This is a genomic window from Nonomuraea sp. NPDC050383 (assembly GCF_044459125.1).
GTDB lineage: Bacteria > Actinomycetota > Actinomycetes > Streptosporangiales > Streptosporangiaceae > Nonomuraea.
Window position 1 is genome coordinate 211,448 of sequence record NZ_JBITIP010000011.1, and the last position, 24,516, is coordinate 235,963.

Here is a 24,516-nt window from a genome sequence, read left to right on the forward strand (position 1 = left end):
CGCCGGGACGCTAGCCTGTCGCGGTCAGGGTCCGCAGGGAGTGCTCCACCAGCGTGACCATGACCTCCTTCGCCGAGGTGCGCCGGCGCACGTCGCACAGCAGCACCGGCACGTCCGGGTCCAGGTCGAGCGCGATCCGCACGTCTTCCACGCTGTGCTGTTCGGCGTCCTCGAAGCAGTTGACGGCCACCACGAACGGCGTGCCGCGCTGCTCGAAGTAGTCCACGGACGGGAAGCAGTCGGTCAGCCGCCGGGTGTCGGCGATGACGACGGCTCCCAGCGCGCCGTAGGACAGCTCGTCCCACATGAACCAGAACCGTTCCTGTCCCGGCGTGCCGAACAGGTAGACGACCAGCCCCTCGCGGATGGTGATGCGGCCGAAGTCCATGGCGACGGTGGTGGTGGTCTTGGCCTCCACGCCGTCGATGTCGTCCACGCCGATCCCGCGCTCGGACAGCACCTCCTCGGTGCGCAGCGGCTTGATCTCGCTGATGGCGCCCACCAGGGTGGTCTTGCCGACGCCGAAGCCCCCCGCGATGAGGATCTTCAGCGCCACGGGGTCGTCAGAGAGCCCGGAGTCCATTGATCACTTCCTTGAGAATGCCCTCGCTCGGACGCGGCCTGGCCGCTGAGGGGGATGTCACCGAGATGAGGCCGTTGTCACGCAGATCGCCGAGCAGCACCCGCACGACCCCGATGGGCAGGTCGAGCTCGACGGCCACGTCGGCCACCGAGATCGGGTCGCGCGCCACCCGCAGAATGAGCCGCTGCTCCGGCCCGAGCTCATCGGCCGCCTCGCCGGAGGGCTCTCCGACGACGCTCACGGTGGCGATGAGGTCGAAGGCGTCCCCCGACGACCTGGTCCTGCCGCGGATGAGCGCGTAGGGCCGGACGATCGGCCCCGCCGCCTCGTCCAGCCATTGGGGGGTCTCCGTCATGGCGCCGTCGCTCGCGGGTTGGTCGAGATGTGCTGGCCCACCCGCTTGACCAGCATCGCCATCTCGTAGGCGATGTGCCCGACGTCGACGTTCGCCTCGGCCAGCACGGCCAGGCAGGTGCCCTTGCCGGCCGCGGTCACGAAGAGGAACGCCGACTCCATCTCGACGATGGTCTGGCGGACGTCCCCGCCTCCGAAGTGGCGTCCGGTGCCGCGGGCGAGGCTCTGGAACCCGGCCGCCACGGCGGACAGGTGCTCGGCGTCCTCCCGGCTCAGGCCCTTGGAGTAGCCCACCGCGAGGCCGTCGGTCGACAGGATCACCGCCTGCCGGACCGCGGCGACCCTGGTCGTCAGGTCGTCGAGCAGCCAGTTCAGTTCACCGGTGTTGGTCGTGGGCGCGCTCATGCCTCCCCCTCCTCTGTTGCTTCTTCTCGGGCACGTTGGGTTCCCCGTTGGAACGCGGAGAACAGATCGCGTACCTCGTCGGGAGAGCGTTCCGTCTTCTGCTCCGGCTCCGGCTCCGGCGGAGGGTCCGGCCGGAGCTGGGGTGCCAGGTTTGCCTGCCGGACCCGCGTGGGCAGGCCGGCATGGGTCCCGCCGTTCACGACGGCGAGGGCCTTCTTCTTCCTCGTACGGCTGGGCAGCGTGGTGGCGGTGCCCCGGCCGCTGCCGCCCGTGTCCTTGCCCGTCTCGCGGGCCGCTTCACGGTCGTCGTCGCCGGCCGTCAGCGCCGCCTGCTCGCTGACCAGCGTGCGCGGCACCAGGACGATCGCCGTGGTGCCGCCGAAGGGCGAGCGGCGCATCAGCACCTGGATGCCGTGCCGCTCGGCCAGCTTGCCGACCACGAACAGGCCGAGCCTGTCGCTGTCGGCCAGGTCGAACTCCGGCGGCCGGGCCAGCCGCGCGTTGACCGCGGCGTACTCGGTCTGCGAGAGCCCGAGGCCCCTGTCCTCCACCTCGATCGCGTACCCGTTGCTCACCAGGTCGCCGCGGATGTGGACGACGGTGTCGGGCGGCGAGTACAGGGTGGCGTTCTCGACCAGCTCGGCCACGAGGTGGGTCAGGTCGGCCGCGGTGGCGCCGTCGATGGCGCTGGCCGGCATGGCGTCGACCGTGACCCGGGTGTACTCCTCGACCTCGGCGACGGCGGCCCGCACGATGTCGAGCACGGACACCGGCTTGCGCCAGGCCCGGCCGGGCGCGGAGCCGGACAGGATGATGAGGCTCTCGGCGTGCCGCCGCATGCGGGTGGTGAGGTGGTCGACGCGGAAGAGCTCTTCCAGGCGGTCGGGGTCGTGGGTGCGGCGCTGCATGCTGTCGAGCAGCGCGAGCTGGCGGTGCAGCAGGCCCTGCTTGCGCCGGGCGAGGTTGAGGAAGACCTGGCTCACGCCGCGGCGCAGCTCCGCCTGCCCCACGGCGGCCCGTACGGCGGTGGACTGCACGGAGGCGAACGCGCGGGCCACGTCGGTGATCTCGGCGGAGCCGCTGACCTTGAGCGGCTTGGTCTCCTTGGCGGCGTCCACGGTCTCGCCGCGGCGCAGGCGCTCGACGAGGGCGGGCAGCCGCTCGTCCGACAGCTCGACCGCGGCGGCGCGCAGCCCGGACAGCTCGGCGCCCAGCCGGCGGCCGAGGCGCACGGAGATGATGATCGAGGCGAGGACGGCGATCAGGCCGAGGACGCCGGCGACGGCGATGCGGAGCAGGATGACGGTGGCGGCGCTGGTGGCGCGCTCGGCGAGGACGGCGGTGGAGTCGGCGTTGATCCGGTCGAGCTGGGTCATCACCTGACCGGCGGCGGCGTTCCAGGCGTCGCCGTCGGGGGGCGGCGCGCCGGTGGTGACCACGCGCGTCTCCATCCGGGCGAAGTCGCGGAAGGTCTGGTCGTCGAACACCTTCTCGTACGGCCCGCGCAGCGCGACGTCGAGCCCGGCCATGCCGCGGGCGTGCAGGAACTTGCGGGCGGCGGCGTACTCGGTGAACGCGGCGGCCTCGGGGTCGGTGAGCTGCCCGTCGATGAGGGCGCCGCTGATCAGGGCGTGCTCCCGGGCGATGACCTCACGGGCGTTGCCCATCGCCTGCATGGCCGTGGCCACCTGGAAGAGGGGGAGGTCGGGCACGGAGACCATGTGGTCGTAGAAGCGGAAGAGCGCGTCGAGGACGGCGTTGTAGGCGTCGATGCCCATGAGGCGGGAGCTGAGGCCGGCGTCGATGTCGGCGCGGATGGAGCCGAGCCGGGACAGGGCGCGGTCGAGCCCGTCGATGGGGCCGCGCAGCTCGCCTTCGACGGCGTCGCCGGCCTCGACGGTGGAGCGGCGGAAGTCGGCGACGGCCTTGTCGGTGCGGGCTCGCTGGGCGCCGAGGTCCTGGGTGAGCTTACGGGTGGTGACGGCCACGGCGGAGCGGGCGCGCTCGGCCTGGAGCTGGAGGCCCAGCTCGGTCGAGGTGAGGCCGACCGTCTGGTACACGGTGTTGCTCCGCAGGAGGGCCTGGCCGTCGCCCACGGTGAGGTTCAGTGCGAACCCCCAGAGCGCGCTCAGAGACAGGAGGGGTAGCAGCAGCAATAAGAAGATCTTGAACCGAATTGACCGGTTACGCGAGCCCATGTCCCAACCTCGGAGTCGAGGGGCATTTCCACCTTTTGTGTAAATACACCTCCGGAAGATCGCACAGGAGACTAGCACCGTTTAAGGTTCCGGCGCAGTGGGAGGAACAGGATGATTAGCGTGATTACTGGGGCAAGCTCCGGGATCGGGGCCGCCGCGGCGGCCGGGCTTTCCCGCCGGGGGCACCGGGTGGTGCTCGTGGGCCGTGACCGGCGGCGGCTCGACGAGGTGGCGGGCGGGCTGCCCGGCCCCAAGGCCGACGTGCTGACGTGCGACTACACCTCGCTCGACGACGTGCGGGCGCTGGCCGACCGGCTCGCCGAGCGCTACGAGCGCATCGCGGTGCTCGCCAACAACGCCGGGGTGATGAGCACGGAGCGGAAGGTGACGCCCGACGGGCACGAGCTCATGGTTCAGGTCAACCACCTGGCCCCCTTCGTGCTGACCCGGGCGCTGACGGGCCGGGTGGACCGGGTGGTGACCACCTCGTCGCGGGCCGGCAGGACCGGCCGGCTCGACCCCTCCGACCTGTCGCGGGAGCGGCGGCGGTGGAACGGCTGGCTCCAGTACGGCGACACCAAGCAGGCCAACGCGCTGTTCACGGTCGCGCTGGCGGCGCGCGGGGTGGCGGCGACCTGCTTCCACCCGGGCGTGATCCGCACCGGGTTCGCCTCCGGCTCGCTGCTCATGCGGATCTTCCTTGCCATGCCGGGGTACGCCAAACCACCGGAGCACGGCGCGCGGTCGCTCGTCCACCTCGCCACGCACGCCGACGGGGCGGAGCGCGCGGGCCGCTACTTCGCCGGCGGGGCGCCCCGGCGGGTGCCGGCCGCCATGGCCGACCCGGCCCTGGCCGAGCGCCTCTGGGAGGCCAGCCTGGCGGCCGTGGGGGTCAACGGGACAGTTCGCTGACGGCCCGGTGGGCGGCGGTCACCGCGGCGTCGAACCCCGCGCCCGGCACCGCGTCGGCGTTCGCGATCGCGATCCGCCCGAACGGCCGCCGGGCGGCCTCGGCCGGGAACGGCCCGTCCGGGTAGAAGTCGTGCCACGGCCTGCGGTACTCGGGCGCGTACCCGTGTCCCCACCGGTTGACCGTGACGGCCTCGATGTCGGCGGCCGGGTCGAACCCGTGCGGCTCCAGCAGCCGGGTGAGCTGATCCCGCACGGTGAACTCCAGATGCTCGTACGAGGTCTTGAGCAGCGCCTGACGGCCCGCTGCGGCCCCACGGACGGGCCCGAGCTCCGACCGGCACGGCGCGGCCACCAGATGCGCCAGGATCGGCTCTGAGGGGTCCCTGGGGCTCTGGTAGCCGGGAGTGCTCACCGGCCTCCCCAGCTCCGTCTGACACCAGTACGCGCCCGTCCAGCGGACCGCCCGCAGCCCCGCCGCGTGCCATGCCCGCCAGTCGCGCAGCCGTACGGTGGCGTGCAGCACGGGCGTCTTGACCGCGGCCCGCAGCGCGCGCAGCTGGTCCTCGGGCAGCTCGGGAACGAGGTACGGGATGACGGTGTGCCAGCAGGCGAGCACCACGGCCCCCGCGCTGACGGTCCGGAGCCGGTAGCCGTCGAAGTAGCCGACCGTCGCCGTGGAGGCGGCCTCCGGATCCGCGCCGCGCGGATCGCCGTCGTTGCGCACCGAGACGACCGGGCTCGACAGCCGGAAGCGCACCCGGTTGCCGGGCCGGTCCAGCCGGTCGTAGTCGTAGGAGGCCGCCGTGACGCCGTCCGCGGAGGTGGACCCCGCGAAGCCGGGGATCATCCGGCCCACCAGCATCCGCACCAGCGCCTGGTTGCCCTCGGGGAAGCGGAGCGGGGCCCCCGCGTCCCACTCCTTGCGGACCGTGGGCGAGTTGAACCGCGACGGCTTGCCCCTGCCGAGCCCGAGCCCCTGGAAGCCCGGATAGTCCCAGTGGCGGGCGGTGCCCCAGGCGTCGATCGCGCCGAAGGAGTCGGCCCCGTACCCCCACCGGGCGCTGGGCATCGTGCGGCAGAACCGCTCCACGTCCGGGTGGACCCCGCACACCTCCAGCAGGAACGCCGAGTACGTCAGCTCCGCCAGCCGCCCCTCCTTCTCCTCCCGCGACAGGCCCGCGAGCCAGTCGGGCGGGTCGGTGTAGAGCATGACCAGGTCCTGGCGGGCCCGCTCGTCGATCGGCAGCCGGCTCACCCACTCCTCGGCCTGCACGCCGGCCTCGAACCGCACCAGCCGGTCGTGCCCGAACGTCTCCTTGTCGCACATCACGCCCCTGCGCAGCCCGAGACCCGGGTAGAGCGTCCGGTCGGTGTAGCCGGCGAGCGTGTCCGGCTCGACGCCGAGGAGCGCGAGCAGCTCCTTGCCCTCGGGCGTCCACGCCTCGGGAGACCCGAGCGACGGCGAGCCGCCCGGCCCGATCAGCGGCCCCGGCCGCCCGCCGCCCCGGAACTCGTTGCGCCGCGCGTGCCCGCCGATCTCGTCGTGGTTGTCGAGGATGAGCACCCGGGCGCCGGGGTCGCGCCGCAGCCACTCGTGGGCCGCGGCCACCCCGCTGACGCCGCCGCCCACGACCACCAGGTCGTAGGCCTCACCCGTGGGGTGGGGCGCGCCCGCGTGCTCCCAGAAGCGGCCGTCGCGCAGCGCGTGCGGCACGCTGAGCGCGTCGGGGTCGTCTCCCCTCAGCCCGGTGAGCGCCGGCGGGTAGGGGATCTCCGCGGGCCTTTCCGGGCCGCCCCCGCCGTGCCCGCCGCGCAGGAGCGGGATCCCGGTGACCGCGCCCACCGCAGCCGCGCCCGCGGTCACGGCGACTCCGTCGAAGAAGTCGCGGCGCGAAATCAGCCGGTCCATCCCGAGGTCGCGCGCCCGGCGCGGGTCGATGTCGCCCATGTGCTGGATGATGATGACGCCGGGCAAATGCGGCGCTACGCCGCGCAGCGCCCCGAGAAACATTTTGCGCGACCTGTCACGGTGAATTGCCGCTTTGCGGGGCGTGCACCCGTTCCGGCCCGGTGAGGGGAAGAGGCGCCGGTCGTCGCTGGTGGCGACCGTACGGTGACGCCCCCGCCCGGAACTCGCCCGGAACTCGCCCGGGAAGTCGCCCGGAACTCGCCCCGGAATGGGGGTGAATGCATATGGCCGCCATGAAACCGCGCGATTCCGTGAATAGCGCTGTTGCCCGGCCCCGCCCGAGCCCTTTCCTCTAGCGTTCGGAAATATGCTGGGAGAGTCGAATCGTCAGTCCACCTTCAAGGTGTTCTCAGGGATATGCGCGGGCGTGACGCTCGTGGCGGGATGCGCCGCGGGGGAGAGCGCCGGGGCGTCCGGGTCCAATCCGGCGCGGGTCGCCGCCGCCACCGCCGAGGCGGGCAGGCTCCGCGCCATCCTGCTGCCGCCGCCGCAGGGCATGCGGGTGGTCCACGGGCCCGAGACCGGGTTCTTCGGCTCCCTGGAGTCGACCCGCAAGGGGCTGGCCGCGGTCCGCGCCGCGAGCGCGGACCGGCCGGAGTGCGCCAAGGCGGCGCAGCTCGACGCCACCGAGCCGACCGTGGCGAGCGCCCCCGCCGCGGTCGTCGCGTTCGCCTCCGACAAGGGCTCGATCACCGAGGCCATCGTGTCGATGCCCACGCCCGGGTTCCCGGCGCCGCTGCCGAAGCAGTGCACCTCCTACACGGCGGCCGTCAACGGCACGAAGGTGACCTACCGCACGCGGGAGCTGTCCATGCCGCGGCGCGGCGACCAGTCGCGCGCCTACCTCACCACCGCCGCGGGCGGCGGCCAGGACGTCCAGGTGGGCACCGTGCTGGTCCGCCGGGGCAAGGCCGTCATGAGCCTGCTCGTGGTGGGCCACAAGGTCAAACGCGAGGGCCTGTACGAGCTCGGCCGGCTCGCCGACGAACGTCTGGCGAAACTGCACGGCTGAGCCGCCCGCCGGCCCCCGCCACCGCACAGCCGGGGCCGGCCGCGCGGCTTCGGGCTTCGGGCTTCGGGCTTGGGGCTTCAGATGAGGACGTGGTCGTCCGGGCGGCCGACGAAGGAGAACTGGGCGTTGCGGGTCAGCTTGATGTGGTCGGCCTGCCAGGTGTGCATGCTCGCGTCGGCGCTGCGCCAGTAGACGAAGTTGAACCGGTCGGCCGAGTAGATCTTGACGCGGTCCTCCTTCAGCCGCCGCACGAGGTGGGTGTCCTCGCCCCGCGTGATGTCGGCGAAGCCGTACGAGCGGAACATGTCCGCCTTGCCGAGGAACGTGCCGCCCTGCACGAGGAACGAGTAGCGGTGCTCCAGGCCGGGCAGGCGCAGCATGGTGGTGTTGCTGCCCTCGAAGTAGGAGTAGTGGGCGCCCTTGCCGGTCAGCTCGGCGTCGGTGTAGTCGAAGGCGCGCACCAGGTCCGACAGGTAGTGCTCGCCGTACAGGTTGTCGTCGTCCATCTTGGCGATCAGCTCGCCCTCGGCGGCGGCGATGCCGAGGTTCATGCAGGCGCCGAGCGACAGCTCGGGCGCCGCCGGCAGGACCACGACGTCCGTGATGCCCGCCATGCGCGCCTTGTCCGCCACCACGACCGGGTCGATGTCGAGACCGTGCAGGACCATGACGAGCTGGAGCGGCCGGTGGATCTGCCGGGCCACCGAGGAGATGGCGTGCTCGATCTGCGAGGCGCGGTTGGTCGGCAGCACCACCGAGATCGAGCGCGACCGCGACGGCACCGGCCGGCCGAGGAAGCCCAGGATCTGGTCCACCCGGTGCGAGAACAGGTGCTTGTCGAACACCTCCCGCATGGCCAGGTGCCCCATCCGGGCGCGCAGCTCGGGGCTGTTGATCAGGTGCAGCACCTGGTTGTACGACTCGATCGGCTCGCGGGCGATGGGCACCAGGTCGCCGAAGGTCTCCTCGATGGCCCGTGACCAGCCGGAGACGACCGGGGTGGAGCAGGCCGACAGCTCGAAGACCCGGCGCGCGCACATGGTCGGCGAGTCCAGCACGGAGTTGACGTTGAGGAAGACCTTGTACATCCGGTACGCGGCGAGCATCCGGTCGTAGGGCAGCTCGCCGACGATGTGCGGACGGTACTTCTCCGGCCAGGCGTACTTCTCGTCCACCTCGCCGTTGCGGGCGAAGATGTGCAGGCCCAGCTCGCGGACCGGGTCGAGCACGACCTCCATCTGCTCGCGCCGCTCGGGGTGCTTGTCGCGGAAGTACATGCCGGCGAAGACCACGTCGTGCAGCCGCCCCTCCTTCTGCTGGATGGGGTTGTGCACGCGCGGCTGGGCGGCGAACTGCAGGACGTCCACCCGGTCGTGGCCGAGCACCTCGCGGTACTTCGGCACCATGTCGCCGTCGCAGGTGAAGACGTAGTCGAACAGCTTGGCCGTGTCGATGAAGAAGTCGAAGTTGGGCGGGTCCTCCTTGTTCCAGAAGACCGTGGGGATGCCCTCCGCCCTGCACCAGGCCACGAGGTCGCGCAGCGGCTCCTTGGGCGCGTTGGTGCCGGTCATCTGGTAGCGCCAGCGGCCCTGGTTGCCGTGCCAGGCCGACTCGCAGAACAGCACGTCGGGCCGCTTCTCGGCGAAGATCTCCGGCCAGTCCTTGAGCCCGAACTCGATCTGGTCCCACTCGTAGCGGAACGCCATCCGGGAGAAGTCGTCCAGGATGACCGCGACCTTCAGGTCGGGCCGGTTGACGGGGCCGGAGGGCCACTTGACGGCGGGCACGTCGACGAGCGGAGGCCGGTGGTTGGCGGTCTCGATCGCCTCGCTGACCGGGACGGGCGGCTTGGGGGCGCGGTCCTTGGACCTGACCGCCTCCAGCACCTTGCCGGGCCGCTTGGTCCCGATCGCCTCGCCCAGCTTGAACGTCCGCTTGGCCTGGGTGGCCTCCAGCTTCCACGTGGCGTAGGCGGCCCTGGCCTCGGCGATCTCCAGGCGCCGGCGCAGCTCCGTCAGCTCGGTCTCGTAGCGCTCGACGACCTTGCGCTCTTCCGGGAGCCAGTTGACGGGGCCGAGCCGCTGGAAGGCAGGCTCTTCGGGAGTTTCGGCCATGGGGATGCTCGCCTATCGCTAGCGGAGAGATGTCATGGTACGCGGAGCGTGGGGGAGCGCGCCGGTGAAGCGGCCAAAAGCCGTACGAAAGGGGCTATTCCGACCGGATGCCCTGGGAAGCCGGCGAGAGGTTGTCGCCCTTGAGCCACGCCGAGATCACCCGGGCGATGCGCGGCCCGGCGGCGCCGTCCCACAGCGGGGGCAGCTCTCCCGACGGCGTCGAGGCGCCGTCGGCCAGCGCCTTCTCCGCGGCGGCCGGCAGCAGAGCCGGCGTGACCAGCCGGTTGGTGCCGTGGGTGATCGTGACCGGCCGCTCGGTGTTGGGCCGCACGGTCAGGCACGGCACGCCGAGCATGGTGGTCTCCTCCTGCACGCCGCCCGAGTCGGTGACCACCAGCGCGGCCCCGCGTACGAGGGAGAGGAAGTCCACGTAGCCGAGCGGGTCCACGACCTGGACCGACGGGCCGTCCACGAGCCCGGCCTCCGCCAGCCGGGTGCGCCCCCTGGGGTGGATCGGCACGATGATCGGGATCTGCCGCGAGACCTCCAGCACCGCCGAGACCAGCTCGGCCGCCGCCTCCGGGGTGTCGACGTTGGCGGGCCGGTGCAGCGTCGCCACCGCGTAGCGCTCGGGCGCGCCCAGTCGCGCCACCACGGGCGCCGGGTCCAGCGACGGCAGCGCCGCGAACAGGCTGTCGATCATGGGGTTGCCCACCAGGTGCAGCTTCGAGGCCGGCACGCCCTCGGCCGCCAGGTACGACAGCGCCTCGGGGGAGGTGGCGAACAGCAGGTCCGACAGGGAGTCGGTGACGATCCGGTTGACCTCCTCCGGCATCCCGCGGTCGAACGAGCGCAGCCCCGCCTCCACGTGCGCGGTGCGGACGCCGAGCTTGGCGCAGACGAGGATCGCGGCCAGCGTGGAGTTGACGTCGCCGTAGACCACGACCAGGTCCGGCGCGTGCTCCAGCACGACCTCCTCCAGGCCGACGAGCAGGGCCGCGGTCTGCTTGGCGTGGGTGCCGGAGCCGACGGCCAGGTTGGCCACCGGCTCGGGCAGCCCGAGGTCGGCGAAGAACACGTCGGACATCAGCGCGTCGTAGTGCTGACCGGTGTGGACGATGCCCTGCCGCACGCCGAGCTCGCCGAGCGCTCTGACCACCGGGGCCGCTTTCACGAAGTTGGGCCGGGCGCCCAGGACGTGCAGGACCAGGGGGTTCTCCCTCATTGACCTCGCCTTTCGGTGCGGAAGGGAAAAAACGCTGCCTATGGTACGGTCACCGCGTGGTATCCGACGCCAGTCGACCAGACTCCTCCAAGGTTTCCGCCAAGTCCGCGCGTGCCGGTGTCGGTGGGCTGCTGAAGGGCTTCGTCCAGCACCCGATCCTCGTCTCCAGGGTCGTCTACACCAAGGTCAAGTCCGACCCGGTGCGGGTCGCGCAGGCCGCCGCCGAAGCCCTTCCGCCGAGCCTTCGCCCCGTCGTCGGCAAGGTGGCCTGGCCCGCCGCGCGCCGCGCCCGCCGGGCCGTGCGCAAGTTCGGCATGCGGGTCATCAGGGCGCCGTGGGACGAGGCCAAGGAGCACTGGAACGCCGGCCGGGTCAGCATGGCCGCGCAGGTGCTCGAAGCCCACACCAAGTACCCCTTCGTCAAGCGCCGGGCCGCCTACTACCGGGGTGAGCTGGCCGCCATCAGCCCCGGCCCCATCCCGCCCGGCGCCAAGGTGTCCGTCGGCGAGCGCGTCGAGGGCCGGGTGCTGCACTGCGTCACCAACGCCCTGCCGTACACCCAGGCGGGCTACACCGTCCGCACCCACCGCATCGTCACCGCCCAGCAGGCCGCGGGGCTCGACCCGCACGTGGTGACGAGCTGGGGCTGGCCGATGTTCCAGGGCCACGCCGACGCCACGCCGTACGAGGAGATCGACGGCATCCCGTACCACCGGCTGCTGCCGGACGGCCACGGCGACATGCCGTTCGAGATGCGCGGCCGGATGGTGCGCGGCGCCGACGCGGTCACCGACCTGGTCAAGGAGCTGCGCCCGCAGCTCCTGCACGCCGCCACCGACCACCGCAACGGCTCGGTGGCCCACGCCGTCCGCGACCGCACCGGCACCCCGTACGTCTACGAGGTGCGCGGCTTCCTGGAGGAGACCTGGGCCTCCCGCGACCCGATCCGCGTCGGCAGCGAGCGGCACGTGCTCCAGCGCGAGCGTGAGGCGTTCCTCATGCGCGAGGCCGACGCCGTCGTCACGCTGGCCGAGACGATGGCCGCGGAGATCGTCGAGCGCGGCGTGCCGAGGGAGCGGATCTTCCTGGCCCCCAACGCGGTGGACGACTCGCTCCTGAGCACCCACTACGACGGCGCGTCCTTCCGCAGGAGCATGGGCATCGGCGACGACGAGATCGTGGTCGGCTCGGTGTCGAGCATCGTGGCCTACGAGGGCTTCGCCACCCTGCTGCGGGCCGCGGCGCTGCTGCGCGACCAGGGCGCGCCGGTGCGCGTCCTCATCGTCGGCGACGGCGCCGAGCGCCCCAACCTGCTGGAGCTCGTCGAGGAGCTCTCGCTGACCAGTGCCGTCCTGCCGGGCCGGGTCGGGCCCGACGAGGCGCTCCAGGCCCAGGAGGCCATCGACATCTTCATCTGCCCGCGCGAGGACCTGCGCGTGTGCCGTCTCGTGACGCCGCTCAAGCCGGTCGAGGCGATGGCCCTCGGCAAGCCCGTCGTCCTCAGCGACCTGCCCGCGCTGTCGGAGCTGGTCGGCTCCGAGGGCGCGGGGATGCTCGTGGCCCCTGGCGACCCGGCGGAGCTGGCCAAGGCCATCGCCGGGCTCAGGGACGATCCGGCCAGGCGCGCGGAGATGGGCGAGGCCGGTCGCGCCGAGGTCGCGGCCAAGCGGACCTGGGGCCGCGTGGCCGAGACCTACCGGGACCTTTACCGGTCGCTCACCTGATGCTGGCCTCCGGATTGCCTGTCTGTTACGACAGGTTCAGCGGCATTAGGCGTGAGCTAGGTGGACTTGAGATAACCTTTGCGACCATGAAGTGTTGTTTCCGTCTTTCCAAGGCACTGCTGTGACAGAAATAGACTTGTCTGTCATCGGCCTGGGGTACGTCGGCATGCCGCTCGCCAAGGAGGCGGTGGCCGCCGGACTGAAGGTCGTCGGCGTCGACGTCGACCCCGCCAAGGTCGACGCGCTCAACGCCGGACGGTCCTACATCGACGACCTGTCCGACGCCGACCTCGAGCACATGCTGGCCAACGGTTTCAGCGCCACGCTCGACGAGTCCGTCCTGGCCAGGAGCAACACGATCGTCATCTGTGTGCCGACTCCGCTGGACGAGGACCACCGCCCCGACCTGTCCGCGGTCGAGGGCGCCACCAGGACCGTCGCGCGCAACCTGAGCAAGGGCACGCTGGTCGTCCTGGAGTCCACCACCTGGCCGGGCACCACCGACGAGGTGGCCCGCCCGCTGCTGGAGACCTCCGGCCTGGTCGCCGGCGAGGACTTCCACCTGGCGTTCTCGCCCGAGCGCATCGACCCGGGCAACCCCAAGTTCGGCCTGCGCAACACCCCGAAGGTCGTCGGCGGCTACACGCCCACCTGCCGCGACCGGGCGACCTCGTTCTACGGCCGCTTCATCGAGCAGGTCGTGCCGGTCAGCGGCACCCGCGAGGCCGAGATGGCCAAGCTGCTGGAGAACACCTACCGGCACGTCAACATCGCCCTCGTCAACGAGATGGCGATCTTCTGCGACGAGCTGGGCATCGACCTGTGGGAGTCGATCGAGGCCGCGGCCACCAAGCCGTTCGGCTTCCAGAAGTTCCTGCCCGGGCCCGGCGTGGGCGGCCACTGCATCCCCGTCGACCCGTCGTACCTGTCGTACACCGTGCGCAAGCTCGGGTACCCGTTCCGGTTCGTCGAGCTGGCGCAGGAGATCAACGAGCGGATGCCGTCGTACGTGGTCGCACGAGTACAGCGACTGCTGAACCGGCATAAGAAGCCCGTGAACGGCGCCAAAGTGGTTATGCTCGGCGTCACCTACAAACCGGACATCGCCGACGAACGCGAGACTCCTGCCCTCCCCGTGGCCCGCGCGCTGCTGGAACTGGGCGCCGATCTCACGTTTGTGGACCCGTATGTCAAGGAATGGTCGGTCGACGGCACACCCGTGCCGCGCGAAGAGGATCTGGCCGAGGCCGTGGTCGGCGCCGACGTGACGCTGCTGCTCCAGCAGCACGCCGCGTTCGACCTCGACATGGTCGAGGCGAAGGCCAGGCTCGTTCTCGACACCCGCGGCGTGCTCGCCGAGGGTGAACGCGTCGAGCGGCTGTAGCGACGGAGGGTTGCGCGCTGTGCACGTGCTCGTCATGACGGTGGTGCATAACCCCGAGGACGCGCGGATCCTGCATCGGCAGATCCGCGCCCTCGTGGACGCCGGTCATGAGGTCACGTATGCGGCGTCCTTCACGGCGCACGGCATCGTGCCCCGGCCGTGGGTCAACGGCGTGGACCTGCCCCGGGCCGCGCAGCGCAAGCGCCTCGCGGCCGTCTGGGCGGCTCGCAGGCTGTTCAAGCGGATGCGCGACAAGGTCGACCTCGTGCTCATCCACGACCCCGAGCTGCTGTTCGCGGTCTGGGGGGTGCGCAACAGCCCGCCCGTGGTGTGGGACGTGCACGAGGACACCCCGGCGACGCTGTCGCTCAAGCCGTGGCTGCCGTCGTTGCTGCGCCCGCCGGCCCGCTTCCTCGCCCGCATGCTGGAGAGCATGGCCGAGCGCCGGATGCACCTGCTGCTGGCCGAGACCGCCTACGCCGGCAGGTTCAAGCACGCCCACCTCATCGTGCCCAACGAGACGTGGGTGCCCGACTCGGTCACGCCGCCGGGCGACGACCGGGTCGTCTACCTCGGCTGGCTGTCCAGGGCGCGCGGCGTCATGGAGGCCATCGAGGTGGCGCGGCTGCTCCAGCCGTACCGGGTGTCCGTCGAGCTGATCGGCTACGCCGACCCGCAGAGCCGCCCGCTGCTCAACCAGGCCGTCACCGAGGGCCTGCTGGAGTGGCGCGACTTCATGCCGAACGACGAGGCGCTCAAGCGGCTCGACGGTGCCCTGGCGGGCCTGTCGCTGCTGCACGACGAGCCCAACTACCGGCACTCCATGCCCACCAAGATCATGGAGTACATGGCGCACGGCATCCCCGTCATCACCACGCCCTCGCCCCGCGCCGTCGAGCTGGTCGAGCGGTACGAGAGCGGCGTCGTGGTCCCCTGGGAGGACCCCAAGGCCGTGGCGCGGGCCGTCCTCACCCTCCGGGACGACGTCAGGGAGCGGCGGGCGCAGGGCGCGCGCGGCTACGCGGCGGCCCGGTCCAACCACCACTGGCCCAACTCGGCCAAGCGGTTCGTCGCCCAGCTCGAAGCCTGGGCCGCGGGCCTGCGCTAGCGGCTGACATCCGGTATATCCCGAGGGCGGTAGGTTCCTGAACGTGCGCTGGCTCTTCGTGCTCGTGGGCGCGGCGATCCTGGCGGCCGTCGCGGCCGTGGTCGTCGTCCTCCCGTCGGATCGGCCGTCCAGGCCCGTCAGCCGGCAGACCGTGCCGACGCCCTCCGCCACCTTCCCGACGCCGCAGGTCAGCGCGGTCACCGACTCCTGCGGCACGTTCGACACCGGCGAGAAGGCCCCGTACGCGGTCACCGGCTACTGGGTGACGCCCACCTCCAACCCGTGCACCTGGCGCAAGCAGCTCCAGGAGATCCACAACGTCGGCGGCGACACGGTCATCAGGATCGGGTACGGCCTGCAGTACCGCGCGGTGGACGACGAGGGCCGCGTCCTCGACAAGGACGGCGAGCTCGACACCCTCTACAGGGACTGCGAGGAGGACGGGCTGTCCTGCCACGACGCGGCCGAGCGCGACCTGAAGAAGGCCGGCGCCGGCAACCGGGTGGCCCGCACCTACGTCTACCGGACCGACGAGGCGTTCGGCGACGACCTGTTCCGCTGCGCCACGATGGAGCACCGGGTCATGTCGGCCAAGCGCGTCTACTACCGCCTGCTGGCCCCCATGGACGGCTCCGACGACGCCACCTGCGACTTCACCAAGCCCCGGCCGTACGACCTGATCATCGTCGCCGGCGCGACCAGGAAGGGCGACGGCGAGGTCAAGGACAGCCTGACCACGCTGCTGGACCTCGGCGACCAGTTCGGCATCCGGATCTTCCCCGCGCTGCCGCTGGCGCCGCGCCAGCGGGACAACCAGACGAGGGCCAACCCCGAGCACATCGACACGCTGACCACGCTGACCCGCCGCATCCTGCAGGACTACGGCGTCCGCTTCGCCGGCCGCGACTCGCTCGGCGGCGTCTACCAGCCGTTCGAGGTGCAGATGGCCGCCACCCTCGCCAGCAACCCCACCCTGCAGGTGTACGCCGGCCAGCACGACATCGTCCAGCAGGAGCTGCCGGGCAAGCCCATCCTCATCAGCCCGTACCTGGACGCCCGCAAGCGGGTCCCCTTCGGCCAGACGCCCAAGCAGGTGGCCGCGGCCTTCAAGGCGCTGGCCCTGACGGGCGTCGGCATCATCGCGCCGCAGGACAGCCGCGGCACCGGCAAGGTCGGCCTGTTCTGGCCGGACGAGCGCGACCAGGAGGTCGACGAGCGGCTGCGGCCCGTCGTCGGCGAGAGCACGTACGGCACGGCGTACCACGGCTCCACCCGCGACTACTACCGCGAGATGGCGCTCGTCCGCGAGGAGCTGGTCAAGGGCGGCCGCGACGTGGACCTGTGGGCCAACGTCGAGGCGTTCGAGCCCTCCGGCGAGGAGCCGTGCGCGGCGCAGGGCTCGCGCGGCAAGACCGACAAGAAGCGGCTCGACCAGGCGGTCACCATGGCCGGCCGGTACGTCCAGAAGATCGTCTCCTACATGTGGAGCGACTTCATGACCTGCGGCTCGCCGTCCCTGGAGAGCGAGGTCATGAAGGACTGGGCCCGGCCGATCGCCGTCGACGCGATCCGGCGCGGGCGCGACGTGCAGGACGGCATCGAGGTGCGCGGCTACAACCTCAAGGGCGGCACCGTCACCGTGGAGTGGGAGAGCGGAGCCCGGGACCTGGACGTGGCCGCCGTCGGCTGGCTGGACGACGACCCGCTGGAGGAGCTGCCCGAGGGCATGCAGACGGCATGGGTGCCGTTCGACTGGGCGCAGGTGCCGTCGGGGGCGTGGGTCCGGGTCGGGGTCAAGCTGCCGTCGGGCCAGGAGACCAGCGAACGCCTGCACGTCCGCATCACCTCGTGACGTCCGCCCGTCATGCCGTCACGCGGCCGGGCGGGGGCGTGTAACGTGCAGGCCATGGTCCCGAGCGTCCCGGTCAGCGTCGACCTGGTCGTGCTGACCGTGCGCTGCCAGGAGCTGTGCGCCCTGGTGTGGCGGCGCGACAACCCGCCGTTCCTGCGCCGCTGGTCCCTGCCGGGCGGGTTCGTCCAGCTCGACGAGGACCTGCCGGCCGCGGCCCAGCGCATCCTGGCCGAACGGGCCGGCCTGCCGGGCGCGCCCGTCCACCTGGAGCAGCTCCAGACCTACGGCTACCCCGACCGCGACCCGCGCCAGCGCGTCGTCAGCGTCGCCTACCTCGGCCTGGCCCCCGACCTGCCGGCCTCGGAGAAGGCCCACATGAGCTGGCGGCCGGCCACCGAGCTGGCCGTGATGGCCTTCGACCACCGGCGCATCATGCTCGACGGCATCGAGCGGGCCCGCGCCAAGCTGGAGTACACCTCGCTCGGGGCGGCCTTCTGCCCGCCGGAGTTCACCGTGGCCGACCTGCGCCGGGTCTACGAGATCGTCTGGGGGCGCACCCTCGATCCGCGCAACTTCCACCGCAAGGTGACCAAGGCCGAGGGCTTCCTCGTGGAGACGGGCGCGTCGACGACGCGTGACGGCGGCCGCCCCGCCAAGCTCTACCGGCGCGGCCCCGCCGAGCTGCTCCATCCGCCCATGCTGCGCTCCCTGAAGGAGTAGGCACGGACGTCGTTAGAGTGAGGGCATGCCTCGTTTCCGCCCCATTCTCGACACCATGCCGCCCTACCGGCCGGGCAAGGCCGTGGCCACCGCCGACGGACGGTCGTACAAGCTGTCCTCCAACGAGTCGCCCTACGACCCGCTGCCGTCCGTGGTCGAGGCCATCGCCGCCGGCGCCCGCCAGGTCCACCGCTACCCCGACCCGGCCGCCGTCGCCCTCACCGAGGCCATCGCGGAGCGGTACGACGTCCCCACGGGGCACGTGGCGCTCGGCGCGGGGTCCGTCACCGTGGCGCAGCAGCTCTTCGAGACCGTGGGCGAGCCGGGCGCCGAGGTGGTCTACGCCTGGCGCTCCTTCGAGGCGTACCCCCTGCTGGCCGACCTGTCCGGCGCCACCTCCGTACGGGTGCCGCTGGCCGGGGAGGACCATGACCTCGACGCCATGGCCGAGGCCATCACCGAGCGGACCCGCATGGTGTTCGTCTGCAACCCCAACAACCCGACCGGCACCGCGATCCGCCGCGCCGAGCTGGCGGCGTTCCTCGACCGGGTGCCCGGCGACGTGCTGGTGGTGCTCGACGAGGCATACCGCGAGTACGTCCGTGACGAGGACGTCCCCGACGGCCTGACCCTCTACCGCGACCGGCCCAACGTCTGCGTGCTGCGCACGTTCTCCAAGGCGTACGGCCTGGCGGGGTTGCGGGTCGGCTACCTGATCGGGCACGAGCCGGTCGCCGACGCGGTGCGCAAGACGATGGTGCCGTTCGCGGTCAACCACCTGGCGCAGGTCGCGGCGGTCGCCTCCCTGCGGGCGGAGGACGAGCTGCTGGAGCGGGTGGACCGGGTGGTCAAGGAGCGCACCCGGGTCCGGGAGGCGCTCATCGCCCAGGGCTGGACCGTGCCGCCCACGGAGGCCAACTTCGTCTGGCTGCGCCTGGGCGAGCACACGCTCGACTTCGCCGCCGCGTGCGCGGTGGAGGGCGTCGCCGTGCGGCCGTTCGGGGGCGAGGGGGCGCGGGTCTCGATCGGCGACCCGGAGGCCAACGACGCCTTCCTGAAGGCGGCGGCGGCCTTCCACACCCGGCTCTGATCCCTCCCTGGCCGGGGCCGTCCACTCTTCGGACTCGTCAGTCGTGCGGGGCCTCGGCGGGCTGCCGGGCGTCCCGTACGGCGTCCTCGCGCGGCGTGGTCTCCACGTGCTCCGTCCGGCGGCCCCTGCGTTCGGTCGAGATGACCAGCGCGACCCCCACCAGGATCACCAGGCCGCCCGCGATGATCTGGACCGTCACCTGCTCGCTCAGCACGAGGGCGCCCAGGACCACGGCCACCACCGGGTTCACGTACGCGTAGGTCGACACGAGTGAGATGGGCGCGTTGCCGAGCAGCCACGAGAACGCCGTGAAGCCGACCAGCGACCCCACCAGCACCAGGTAGACCAGCGCCAGCCACGACCTCCCGGTGACCGCCGAGACGTCCAGCCGCTCGCCCGTCGCGACGCCGAGCAGCAGGAGCCCGGCGCCGCCCGCCAGCATCTCGACGGCGCTCGCGGCGAAGGCGTTGGCCGGCATCGCGATGCGGCTCGACAGGAACGATCCCACCGACCACGACAGCGAGCCCACCAGGACGATCACGATCCCGGTCGTGCTGCCCGCCTGCCCGCCGGTGAGCGAGAGCGCCGCCACCCCGGCGAACCCCACCAGGACGCCGGCGAGCGTCAGCGTCTTCGGCCGGTCCCGCACCACGAACCTGAACACGACCAGCCACAGGGGCACCGACGCCACGAGGAGCGCGGCCAGGCCGCTGCTGATGTACTGCTCCGAGACGGCCAGCATGCCGTTGCCCAGCGTGAGCAGCAGCAGCCCGACACCGGCCGCACCCAGGAACTCCCGCCGGGTCATCCGGAACGCCCCGGTCCCCGACCTGGCCAGGACGATCCCGCCGAGGAGCAGCGCGGCGACGAGGAACCGCATCGCGCCGCTGAGCATGGGCGGGATGGACTCGACGGCCACGGCGATGCCGAGGTAGGTCGAGCCCCACACCACGTAGACGATGCCGAGCGCACCCCAGATGAGGAGGGGAGCCCGGCGGTCAGGTGTGTTCTCGTTCATGGGTCATGACGATAGCGGCCGGCACCGACAGAAAACCCGCAGATATCGGACAATCAACTGGCGGGATCTCATCGGTCGCGGACCTGTCCGCCACTGTCGCGGGACACCCGTTCGTTGCGAGGATTCCGCTGAAGCCGGACCCCTGGCCGGGAGCCGGCTCCGCGCATCCGATGCATCGGATGCGTCCGCCCCGGCGACGCATCCGCCCGACGATGGGAGTCCACGCACCATGTCCGCCGTCACCGCCGTACCGCCCGCCGCCAACGCCGCGGCGCTCGCCCACTTCGCCGGCCGCCTCGCCTTCGAGACCGACGTCTCGGACGTGGCCGCCGATCTGGCCGCCGCCGTGCCCGGCATCGTCGTCGTCGACTCCCGCAGCCGGGAGAGCTGGGAGCAGGGCCACATCCAGGGCGCCGTCCACCTGCCCACCGCGGAGATCGCCGCGCGGGCCGCGGAGGTGATCCCCGCGGGCGCCACGGTCGTGACCTACTGCTGGGGCCCCGGGTGCAACGGCGCGACGCGGGCCGCGCTGGAGATGGCCAAGCTCGGCCACCCGGTCAAGGAGATGATCGGCGGCTTCGAGTACTGGGCCAGGGAGGGCTTCCCGGTGGAGACCGCCTCAGGAGTCGCCCGGCGCCCCGTGGACGCCCTCACGGCCCCGGTCACGGGCATCGCCTGCGCGTGCTGACCTCCGAACCGGGAGGCGCCCGCGACGCCACCGTCTTCGACGGCGGATGACGGTGTCATAGTGGACAGCTGTCAGATATCGCCGCCTTCTTCGGATGGGTGAGGAACGTCATGAGCGAGCTCAAGCGGGCATTGGTGCTGGGTGGCGGAGGCGTGGCCGGAATCGCCTGGGCCACCGGCGTCCTGGCAGCCCTGGCCGCCAACGGAGTGGACGTTCCCGCCACCGCCGACAAGATCATCGGCACCTCGGCCGGTTCCGCAGTAGCCGCCCAGATCACCAGCGGTCTTTCGATGCCCGAGCTCCTCGAACGCCAGACGAACCCCGCCCTCCAAGCCCCCGAGCTCAGGAGTGGCGTGGAGATGGACCAGCTCTGGGCCGTCATGCAGGAGATCTACGAGAGCTCCAGGGACCGGGTGGAGCGGCTGCGCGGGTTCGGCGCGATGGCCCTGGCCGCGGACACGGTCCCGGAGGCCGAACGCCGCCGGGTGATCGAGGGCCGCCTGCCCGTCCACACCTGGCCGGAACGCGACCTCGTCATCGTGGCGGTGGAGGCGCTCACAGGGGAGACCGCCCTGTTCGGCCCCGGCTCGGGTGTGGAGCTGGTCGACGCGGTCGCGGCGAGCTGCGCGATCCCGGGTGTCTGGCCGCCGGTGACCATCGACGGCGTACGGTACATCGACGGCGGCGTGCGCTCGGCCGCCAACGCCGACCTCGCTTCCGGCCACGACCGGATCCTCGTCATCGCGCCGATGCCGGAGCCGGTCGAAGGTTTCGAGGCCACGGGCGGCAAGGTCGAGGTGGTCGGACCTGACGAGGCGTCACTGGCGGCATTCGGCGCCGACCCCCTGGCTCCCGAGGTGCGAGGCCCCGCCGCCGAGGCTGGATACGCCCAGGGCGCCGCTCTGGCGGCCCGCATCGCCGAACTGTGGGGATGAACCGGTCCAAACCGGTGCGGCCCCTGGGGGGGCCAGGAAATGTTGGCGCCCCCGTCCGAATCCCGTCGATCGGGGGCTCCCAGAACATACCCCGATCTGCAACGGTCAACCAAGAACCTCGCAACCAGGCTCCCGAAAATCCTGGAGCATCCCCATGAGGGGGCAAAGTCCGGTTCTGTCTGACTCGTCCCTCGGCAGGCGTGGCCCGCGGTTTTCCGGGAAGGCATGGCCCGTGGTTTTCCGGGAAGGCATGGCCCAGAGGACGCCGTGACGGCGGCCCGCCACCATCCGGTCAGCGGCCGTCTCCCTGGAGGCCCTCGGCCCCGTGCGGCGGGTGGGGGCAGGTCGGCTGTGCCGTGAAGGATGGCAAAAGGGCGGGCCCGCCGTCCTGGAAGGGGAAGGAGAACGGCGGGCCCTGTGTGATCAGCGGGCTGTGATCAGCGGGGTGTGATCAGCGCGGCCCCAGCTTCTCCACGATGAGCCGGTAGAGCTGGCGCGGACGCCCCGGCTGCGGCGTGCGGTTCGGCGGAAGCGGCCACGCGAGTCCCTCGTCAACCAGCGTGCGCAGCAACCGCCGAGCCGTACGCGGCGTGACGCCCAGCATCTTGCCGGCGCCCTCCGCGTCCACGACCGTGTCCCCGCCCTCCAGCTTGGCCGCCAGGCGGGCCAGCACCTCGACGCCCTTGGGCTTGAGCGTGCCGGCGCCCGTGGGCGGCATCCGCGGGGCCGGGATCAGCGCTCGGCCCTCCCTGTCCACCGCGAACCCCTGGGCCTGCTTGCCCGCCTGGGTGCGCGCCAGCGCGGCCCGCGCGTGCGCCTCCGCGTCGTGCGCGGTGCGGCCCATGCCCACCCCCACCTCGACGGCCAGCCCCAGCTCCTCGCGGATCCTGGCGGCGAACGGCAGCACCCTGAACCCGTCCGTGGCCGCCGTGATCGAGCCCCGGGTCGCCGTGACCAGGTAGCTGTGATCGTCGATCGGCCACACCGTGGCGTTGATGCGGTTCGCCTCCTGCACCAGTAACCGGTGCAGGGACAGCCGCAGCTCGTCGCGCCAGTAACGCGGCGCGGCCCGGCGTACGGGCTCGCGCAGCGTCGGCACCTCCACCAGCACCACCGTGAGCTGTGACTCCTCCAGCCGGTGGTGGGCGCCGAGCAGCGCCGCCGTGTGCAGCGCGCTGCGCACGGCCGCCGACGTGGGCCTGATCCTGATGGCGGGCACGCCCGCCGTCTGCAGGCGGTCGGCCACCGCCGGCAGGCACGTCAGCGCCCCCGTCGTGGCCCCCTGCCGGTTCAGGCGCTCGTGGTAGGCCGCGATCGTGCCGGTCGCTCCCGGCTCGTCGCGGCTGTGCACGTCGGACGCGGGTATGCCGAGATCGGTGTACGCCTCCTCCACGTCCGCACGTGACACCACGTCGATGCTCACCCGCTGCGGCTCGATGCGCGGATCCAGTGCCGCCTTGGCCAGCGCCGCCACCAGGGCAGCGCCGCCGAGCTGCACGTACGTCGCCGGCATCGTCAGCACACCCGAACGCCTGGCCAGGTCATAGGGGACCGGGCTGGCGAACAGGCACGCGTCCACGCCGGGACCGAGCCGTGTCACCTTGTCGGGCGCCTCCTGCTCATCGCGGTACGCGGCGGCCACGAGGCGACAGGGCAGAGGCGCGGCGGCGTGCCCCATCAACATGACGCGCTCGACCAGATCGTGGGGCCCGACCACGCCAATGGTGAGGTCCGGTGTCATGGCGCCCGGGCGCGACACTCGAGTTGTTTCTTCGGCCCTCTCGACCAATGTTCGTCCCATCCTGCCGTAAGTTGCAGTGCTCTCTTTTGGAACGATCGCTCGCGAGGGCCGTAATGTCACGCCCGACTTTTCCGGAAAGTCGTTCAGCTTGGCCGCGTGGGAAGAAGTTCTAGCAGCTCAGAGAGGATTTCCCGGCCATTTTCAACCTTCAGAAATCTCTCGTGTAATGTCCGCTCCGAGTGCCCGCATTCGGTCGGCGAGATGCGCGTGGCCACGGTCGATGAGGTATCCCGACTCGATGAGGGTCTCGCCCTCGGCCGCCAGTCCCGCGAGCACCAGCGCGATGCCCGAGCGAAGGTCGTGAGCGGTCACCCGCGCGCCCGTCAGCGGGGTCGCCCCCCGCACGATCGCCCGGCTGCCGTCGACCTCCACGTCGGCGCCCATCTTGTTCAGCTCGCCGGCCAGCGCGAAGCGGCCGTCGAAGATGCGCTCGTGGATGTAGCTGGTGCCGTCGGCCAGCGCCGCGACCGTCATCATGGGCGACTGGAGGTCGGTGGCGAAGCCGGGGTAGGTGTCGGTGATGATGTTGATCGGGCGCAGCGGCCGGTCGCAGCGCACCTTCAGCACCGCGCCCTGCCGGGCGAAGTCGACCCCCATCTGCTCCAGCTTGTAGCGGACCACGCCCAGGTCGAGGCCGGTGCCGACGAGGCTCAGCTCGCCGCCGGTGATGGCCGCGGCCATGGCGAACACGCCCGCGTCGAGCCGGTCGGGCATCACGGTGTGCTCGACGGCGTGCAGCTCCTCGACGCCCTCGACGGTGATGAAGCCGGTGCCGCCGCCGCTGATGCGGGCGCCCATCTTGGTCAGCATGTCGATGACGTCGAGGACCTCGGGCTCCAGCGCGGCGTTCTCGATCACGGTGGTGCCCTTGGCCAGGGCGGCGGCCATGATGAGGTTCTCGGTGCCGGTGTGGGAGGGCGTGTCGAGGTAGAGGGTGGCGCCCGTCAGGCCCGACGCCTTCACGTGGATGACGGTCTCGCCCTCGTCCACGACCGCGCCGAGGCGCTTGTAGCCGAGGTAGTGGAAGTCGAGGTTGCGGCTGCCCAGGTTGCAGCCGCCGACGCCCTCGACGATGGCCTCGCCCAGCCGGTGCAGCAGCGCGGGCGTGAACAGGACGGAGCCGCGGAAGCGCCGGGCGATCCGGGCCGGCAGCACGGCCTTGTCGAGCCTGGAGGCGTCGATGACCAGCGTCCGCTCCGCCTCGTGCAGCTCCACATGGGCGCCCACGGCCTCGGCCAGCTCGACGGCCCGGCGCACGTCCTCGATGATCGGCACGTTGCGCAGGACCGTGCGGCCCTGCGGCACGAGAAGAGCGGCGCCGATCATGGGCAGCACGGCGTTCTTCGCGCCCTGGATGAAGGCGGTTCCACGCAGGGCGTTGCCACCGCGCACGCGGTAACGGACCATTTCCGGCGGCTCCTCGG

General features: G+C 71.7%; 20 protein-coding genes. 10 read left to right on the forward strand and 10 right to left on the reverse strand.

Annotated elements, in window-relative coordinates; translation table 11 throughout:
• Positions 1–10 precede the first annotated feature (10 nt).
• The 4 genes from ACIBG4_RS26940 to ACIBG4_RS26955 are packed head-to-tail and all read right to left on the reverse strand — an operon-like array spanning position 11 to position 3,498.
• Complete coding sequence (locus ACIBG4_RS26940) at positions 11–583, reverse strand: ATP/GTP-binding protein (protein ID WP_310707420.1); 573 nt, start codon at positions 581–583, stop codon at positions 11–13.
• On the reverse strand, positions 564–938 hold the full coding sequence (locus ACIBG4_RS26945; RefSeq protein WP_397204183.1) for a DUF742 domain-containing protein: 375 nt from the start codon (positions 936–938) through the stop codon (positions 564–566). Before ACIBG4_RS26945 ends, ACIBG4_RS26940 begins: the two co-directional genes overlap by 20 nt.
• Entirely contained in the window at positions 935–1,342 is a 408-nt protein-coding gene (locus tag ACIBG4_RS26950; RefSeq protein ID WP_310707418.1) for a roadblock/LC7 domain-containing protein, read from the reverse strand. The genes ACIBG4_RS26945 and ACIBG4_RS26950 overlap by 4 nt, the downstream gene beginning before the upstream one ends.
• Positions 1,339–3,498 carry a nitrate- and nitrite sensing domain-containing protein gene (locus ACIBG4_RS26955; protein ID WP_397204184.1) on the reverse strand — a complete coding sequence of 720 codons (2,160 nt, stop codon included), beginning with the start codon at positions 3,496–3,498 and terminating at the stop codon, positions 1,339–1,341. Before ACIBG4_RS26955 ends, ACIBG4_RS26950 begins: the two co-directional genes overlap by 4 nt.
• A 153-nt stretch (positions 3,499–3,651) precedes the next feature.
• On the opposite strand from ACIBG4_RS26955, the gene ACIBG4_RS26960 reads away from it, so the two are divergent.
• Positions 3,652–4,452, forward strand: a complete 801-nt coding sequence (locus tag ACIBG4_RS26960) for an SDR family NAD(P)-dependent oxidoreductase (protein WP_397204185.1) — start codon at positions 3,652–3,654, stop codon at positions 4,450–4,452.
• Here the strand turns inward: ACIBG4_RS26960 and ACIBG4_RS26965 are convergent.
• A complete protein-coding gene (locus ACIBG4_RS26965) occupies positions 4,433–6,400 on the reverse strand; it encodes an NAD(P)-binding protein (RefSeq protein WP_397204186.1) in 1,968 nt (655 codons plus the stop codon). The genes ACIBG4_RS26960 and ACIBG4_RS26965 overlap by 20 nt on opposite strands.
• A 388-nt stretch (positions 6,401–6,788) precedes the next feature.
• Here ACIBG4_RS26965 and ACIBG4_RS26970 point away from each other — a divergent pair, with 388 nt between their 5' ends.
• The gene (locus ACIBG4_RS26970; RefSeq protein ID WP_310707414.1) at positions 6,789–7,433 is read left to right on the forward strand and encodes a hypothetical protein; all 645 of its coding nucleotides are present in this window, start codon (positions 6,789–6,791) and stop codon (positions 7,431–7,433) included.
• Positions 7,434–7,510: 77 nt separating this feature from the next.
• On the opposite strand, the gene ACIBG4_RS26975 is transcribed toward ACIBG4_RS26970, so the two are convergent.
• The gene (locus tag ACIBG4_RS26975; RefSeq protein ID WP_397204187.1) at positions 7,511–9,547 is read right to left on the reverse strand and encodes a glycosyltransferase; all 2,037 of its coding nucleotides are present in this window, start codon (positions 9,545–9,547) and stop codon (positions 7,511–7,513) included.
• A 94-nt stretch (positions 9,548–9,641) separates the two neighbouring features.
• On the reverse strand, positions 9,642–10,772 hold the full coding sequence (wecB, locus tag ACIBG4_RS26980) for a non-hydrolyzing UDP-N-acetylglucosamine 2-epimerase (RefSeq protein WP_310707412.1): 1,131 nt from the start codon (positions 10,770–10,772) through the stop codon (positions 9,642–9,644).
• 56 nt (positions 10,773–10,828) lie between these two features.
• Here wecB and ACIBG4_RS26985 point away from each other — a divergent pair, with 56 nt between their 5' ends.
• The 6 genes from ACIBG4_RS26985 (at position 10,829) to hisC (ending at position 18,650) form a co-directional block, all read left to right on the forward strand.
• Positions 10,829–12,496, forward strand: coding sequence for a glycosyltransferase family 4 protein (locus ACIBG4_RS26985; RefSeq protein WP_397204188.1), 1,668 nt, complete (start codon positions 10,829–10,831; stop codon positions 12,494–12,496).
• Positions 12,497–12,632: 136 nt separating this feature from the next.
• Positions 12,633–13,880: a nucleotide sugar dehydrogenase gene (locus ACIBG4_RS26990; protein WP_397204189.1), complete on the forward strand. Its 1,248-nt coding sequence runs from the start codon at positions 12,633–12,635 to the stop codon at positions 13,878–13,880.
• A gap of 19 nt (positions 13,881–13,899) precedes the next feature.
• Positions 13,900–14,988, forward strand: coding sequence for a glycosyltransferase (locus tag ACIBG4_RS26995; protein ID WP_310707534.1), 1,089 nt, complete (start codon positions 13,900–13,902; stop codon positions 14,986–14,988).
• A 43-nt stretch (positions 14,989–15,031) separates the two neighbouring features.
• Positions 15,032–16,840, forward strand: coding sequence for a DUF4434 domain-containing protein (locus ACIBG4_RS27000; protein ID WP_397204190.1), 1,809 nt, complete (start codon positions 15,032–15,034; stop codon positions 16,838–16,840).
• A gap of 54 nt (positions 16,841–16,894) precedes the next feature.
• Complete coding sequence (locus ACIBG4_RS27005) at positions 16,895–17,560, forward strand: NUDIX hydrolase (protein ID WP_397204191.1); 666 nt, start codon at positions 16,895–16,897, stop codon at positions 17,558–17,560.
• 25 nt (positions 17,561–17,585) lie between these two features.
• Positions 17,586–18,650: a histidinol-phosphate transaminase gene (gene hisC, locus ACIBG4_RS27010; protein WP_310707408.1), complete on the forward strand. Its 1,065-nt coding sequence runs from the start codon at positions 17,586–17,588 to the stop codon at positions 18,648–18,650.
• A gap of 37 nt (positions 18,651–18,687) precedes the next feature.
• Here hisC and ACIBG4_RS27015 read toward each other — a convergent pair whose 3' ends face one another.
• Positions 18,688–19,668, reverse strand: a complete 981-nt coding sequence (locus ACIBG4_RS27015; protein ID WP_397204192.1) for an EamA family transporter — start codon at positions 19,666–19,668, stop codon at positions 18,688–18,690.
• 229 nt (positions 19,669–19,897) lie between these two features.
• On the opposite strand from ACIBG4_RS27015, the gene ACIBG4_RS27020 reads away from it, so the two are divergent.
• Positions 19,898–20,356, forward strand: a complete 459-nt coding sequence (locus ACIBG4_RS27020; RefSeq protein ID WP_397204193.1) for a rhodanese-like domain-containing protein — start codon at positions 19,898–19,900, stop codon at positions 20,354–20,356.
• A 110-nt stretch (positions 20,357–20,466) separates the two neighbouring features.
• Complete coding sequence (locus ACIBG4_RS27025; RefSeq protein ID WP_397204194.1) at positions 20,467–21,291, forward strand: patatin-like phospholipase family protein; 825 nt, start codon at positions 20,467–20,469, stop codon at positions 21,289–21,291.
• A 451-nt stretch (positions 21,292–21,742) separates the two neighbouring features.
• On the opposite strand, the gene ACIBG4_RS27030 is transcribed toward ACIBG4_RS27025, so the two are convergent.
• Both ACIBG4_RS27030 and murA read right to left on the reverse strand, forming a co-directional pair.
• On the reverse strand, positions 21,743–23,032 hold the full coding sequence (locus tag ACIBG4_RS27030) for a GTP cyclohydrolase IIa (RefSeq protein WP_310707404.1): 1,290 nt from the start codon (positions 23,030–23,032) through the stop codon (positions 21,743–21,745).
• Between the two features lie 201 nt (positions 23,033–23,233).
• Complete coding sequence (murA, locus tag ACIBG4_RS27035; RefSeq protein ID WP_310707403.1) at positions 23,234–24,499, reverse strand: UDP-N-acetylglucosamine 1-carboxyvinyltransferase; 1,266 nt, start codon at positions 24,497–24,499, stop codon at positions 23,234–23,236.
• Positions 24,500–24,516: the final 17 nt, after the last annotated feature.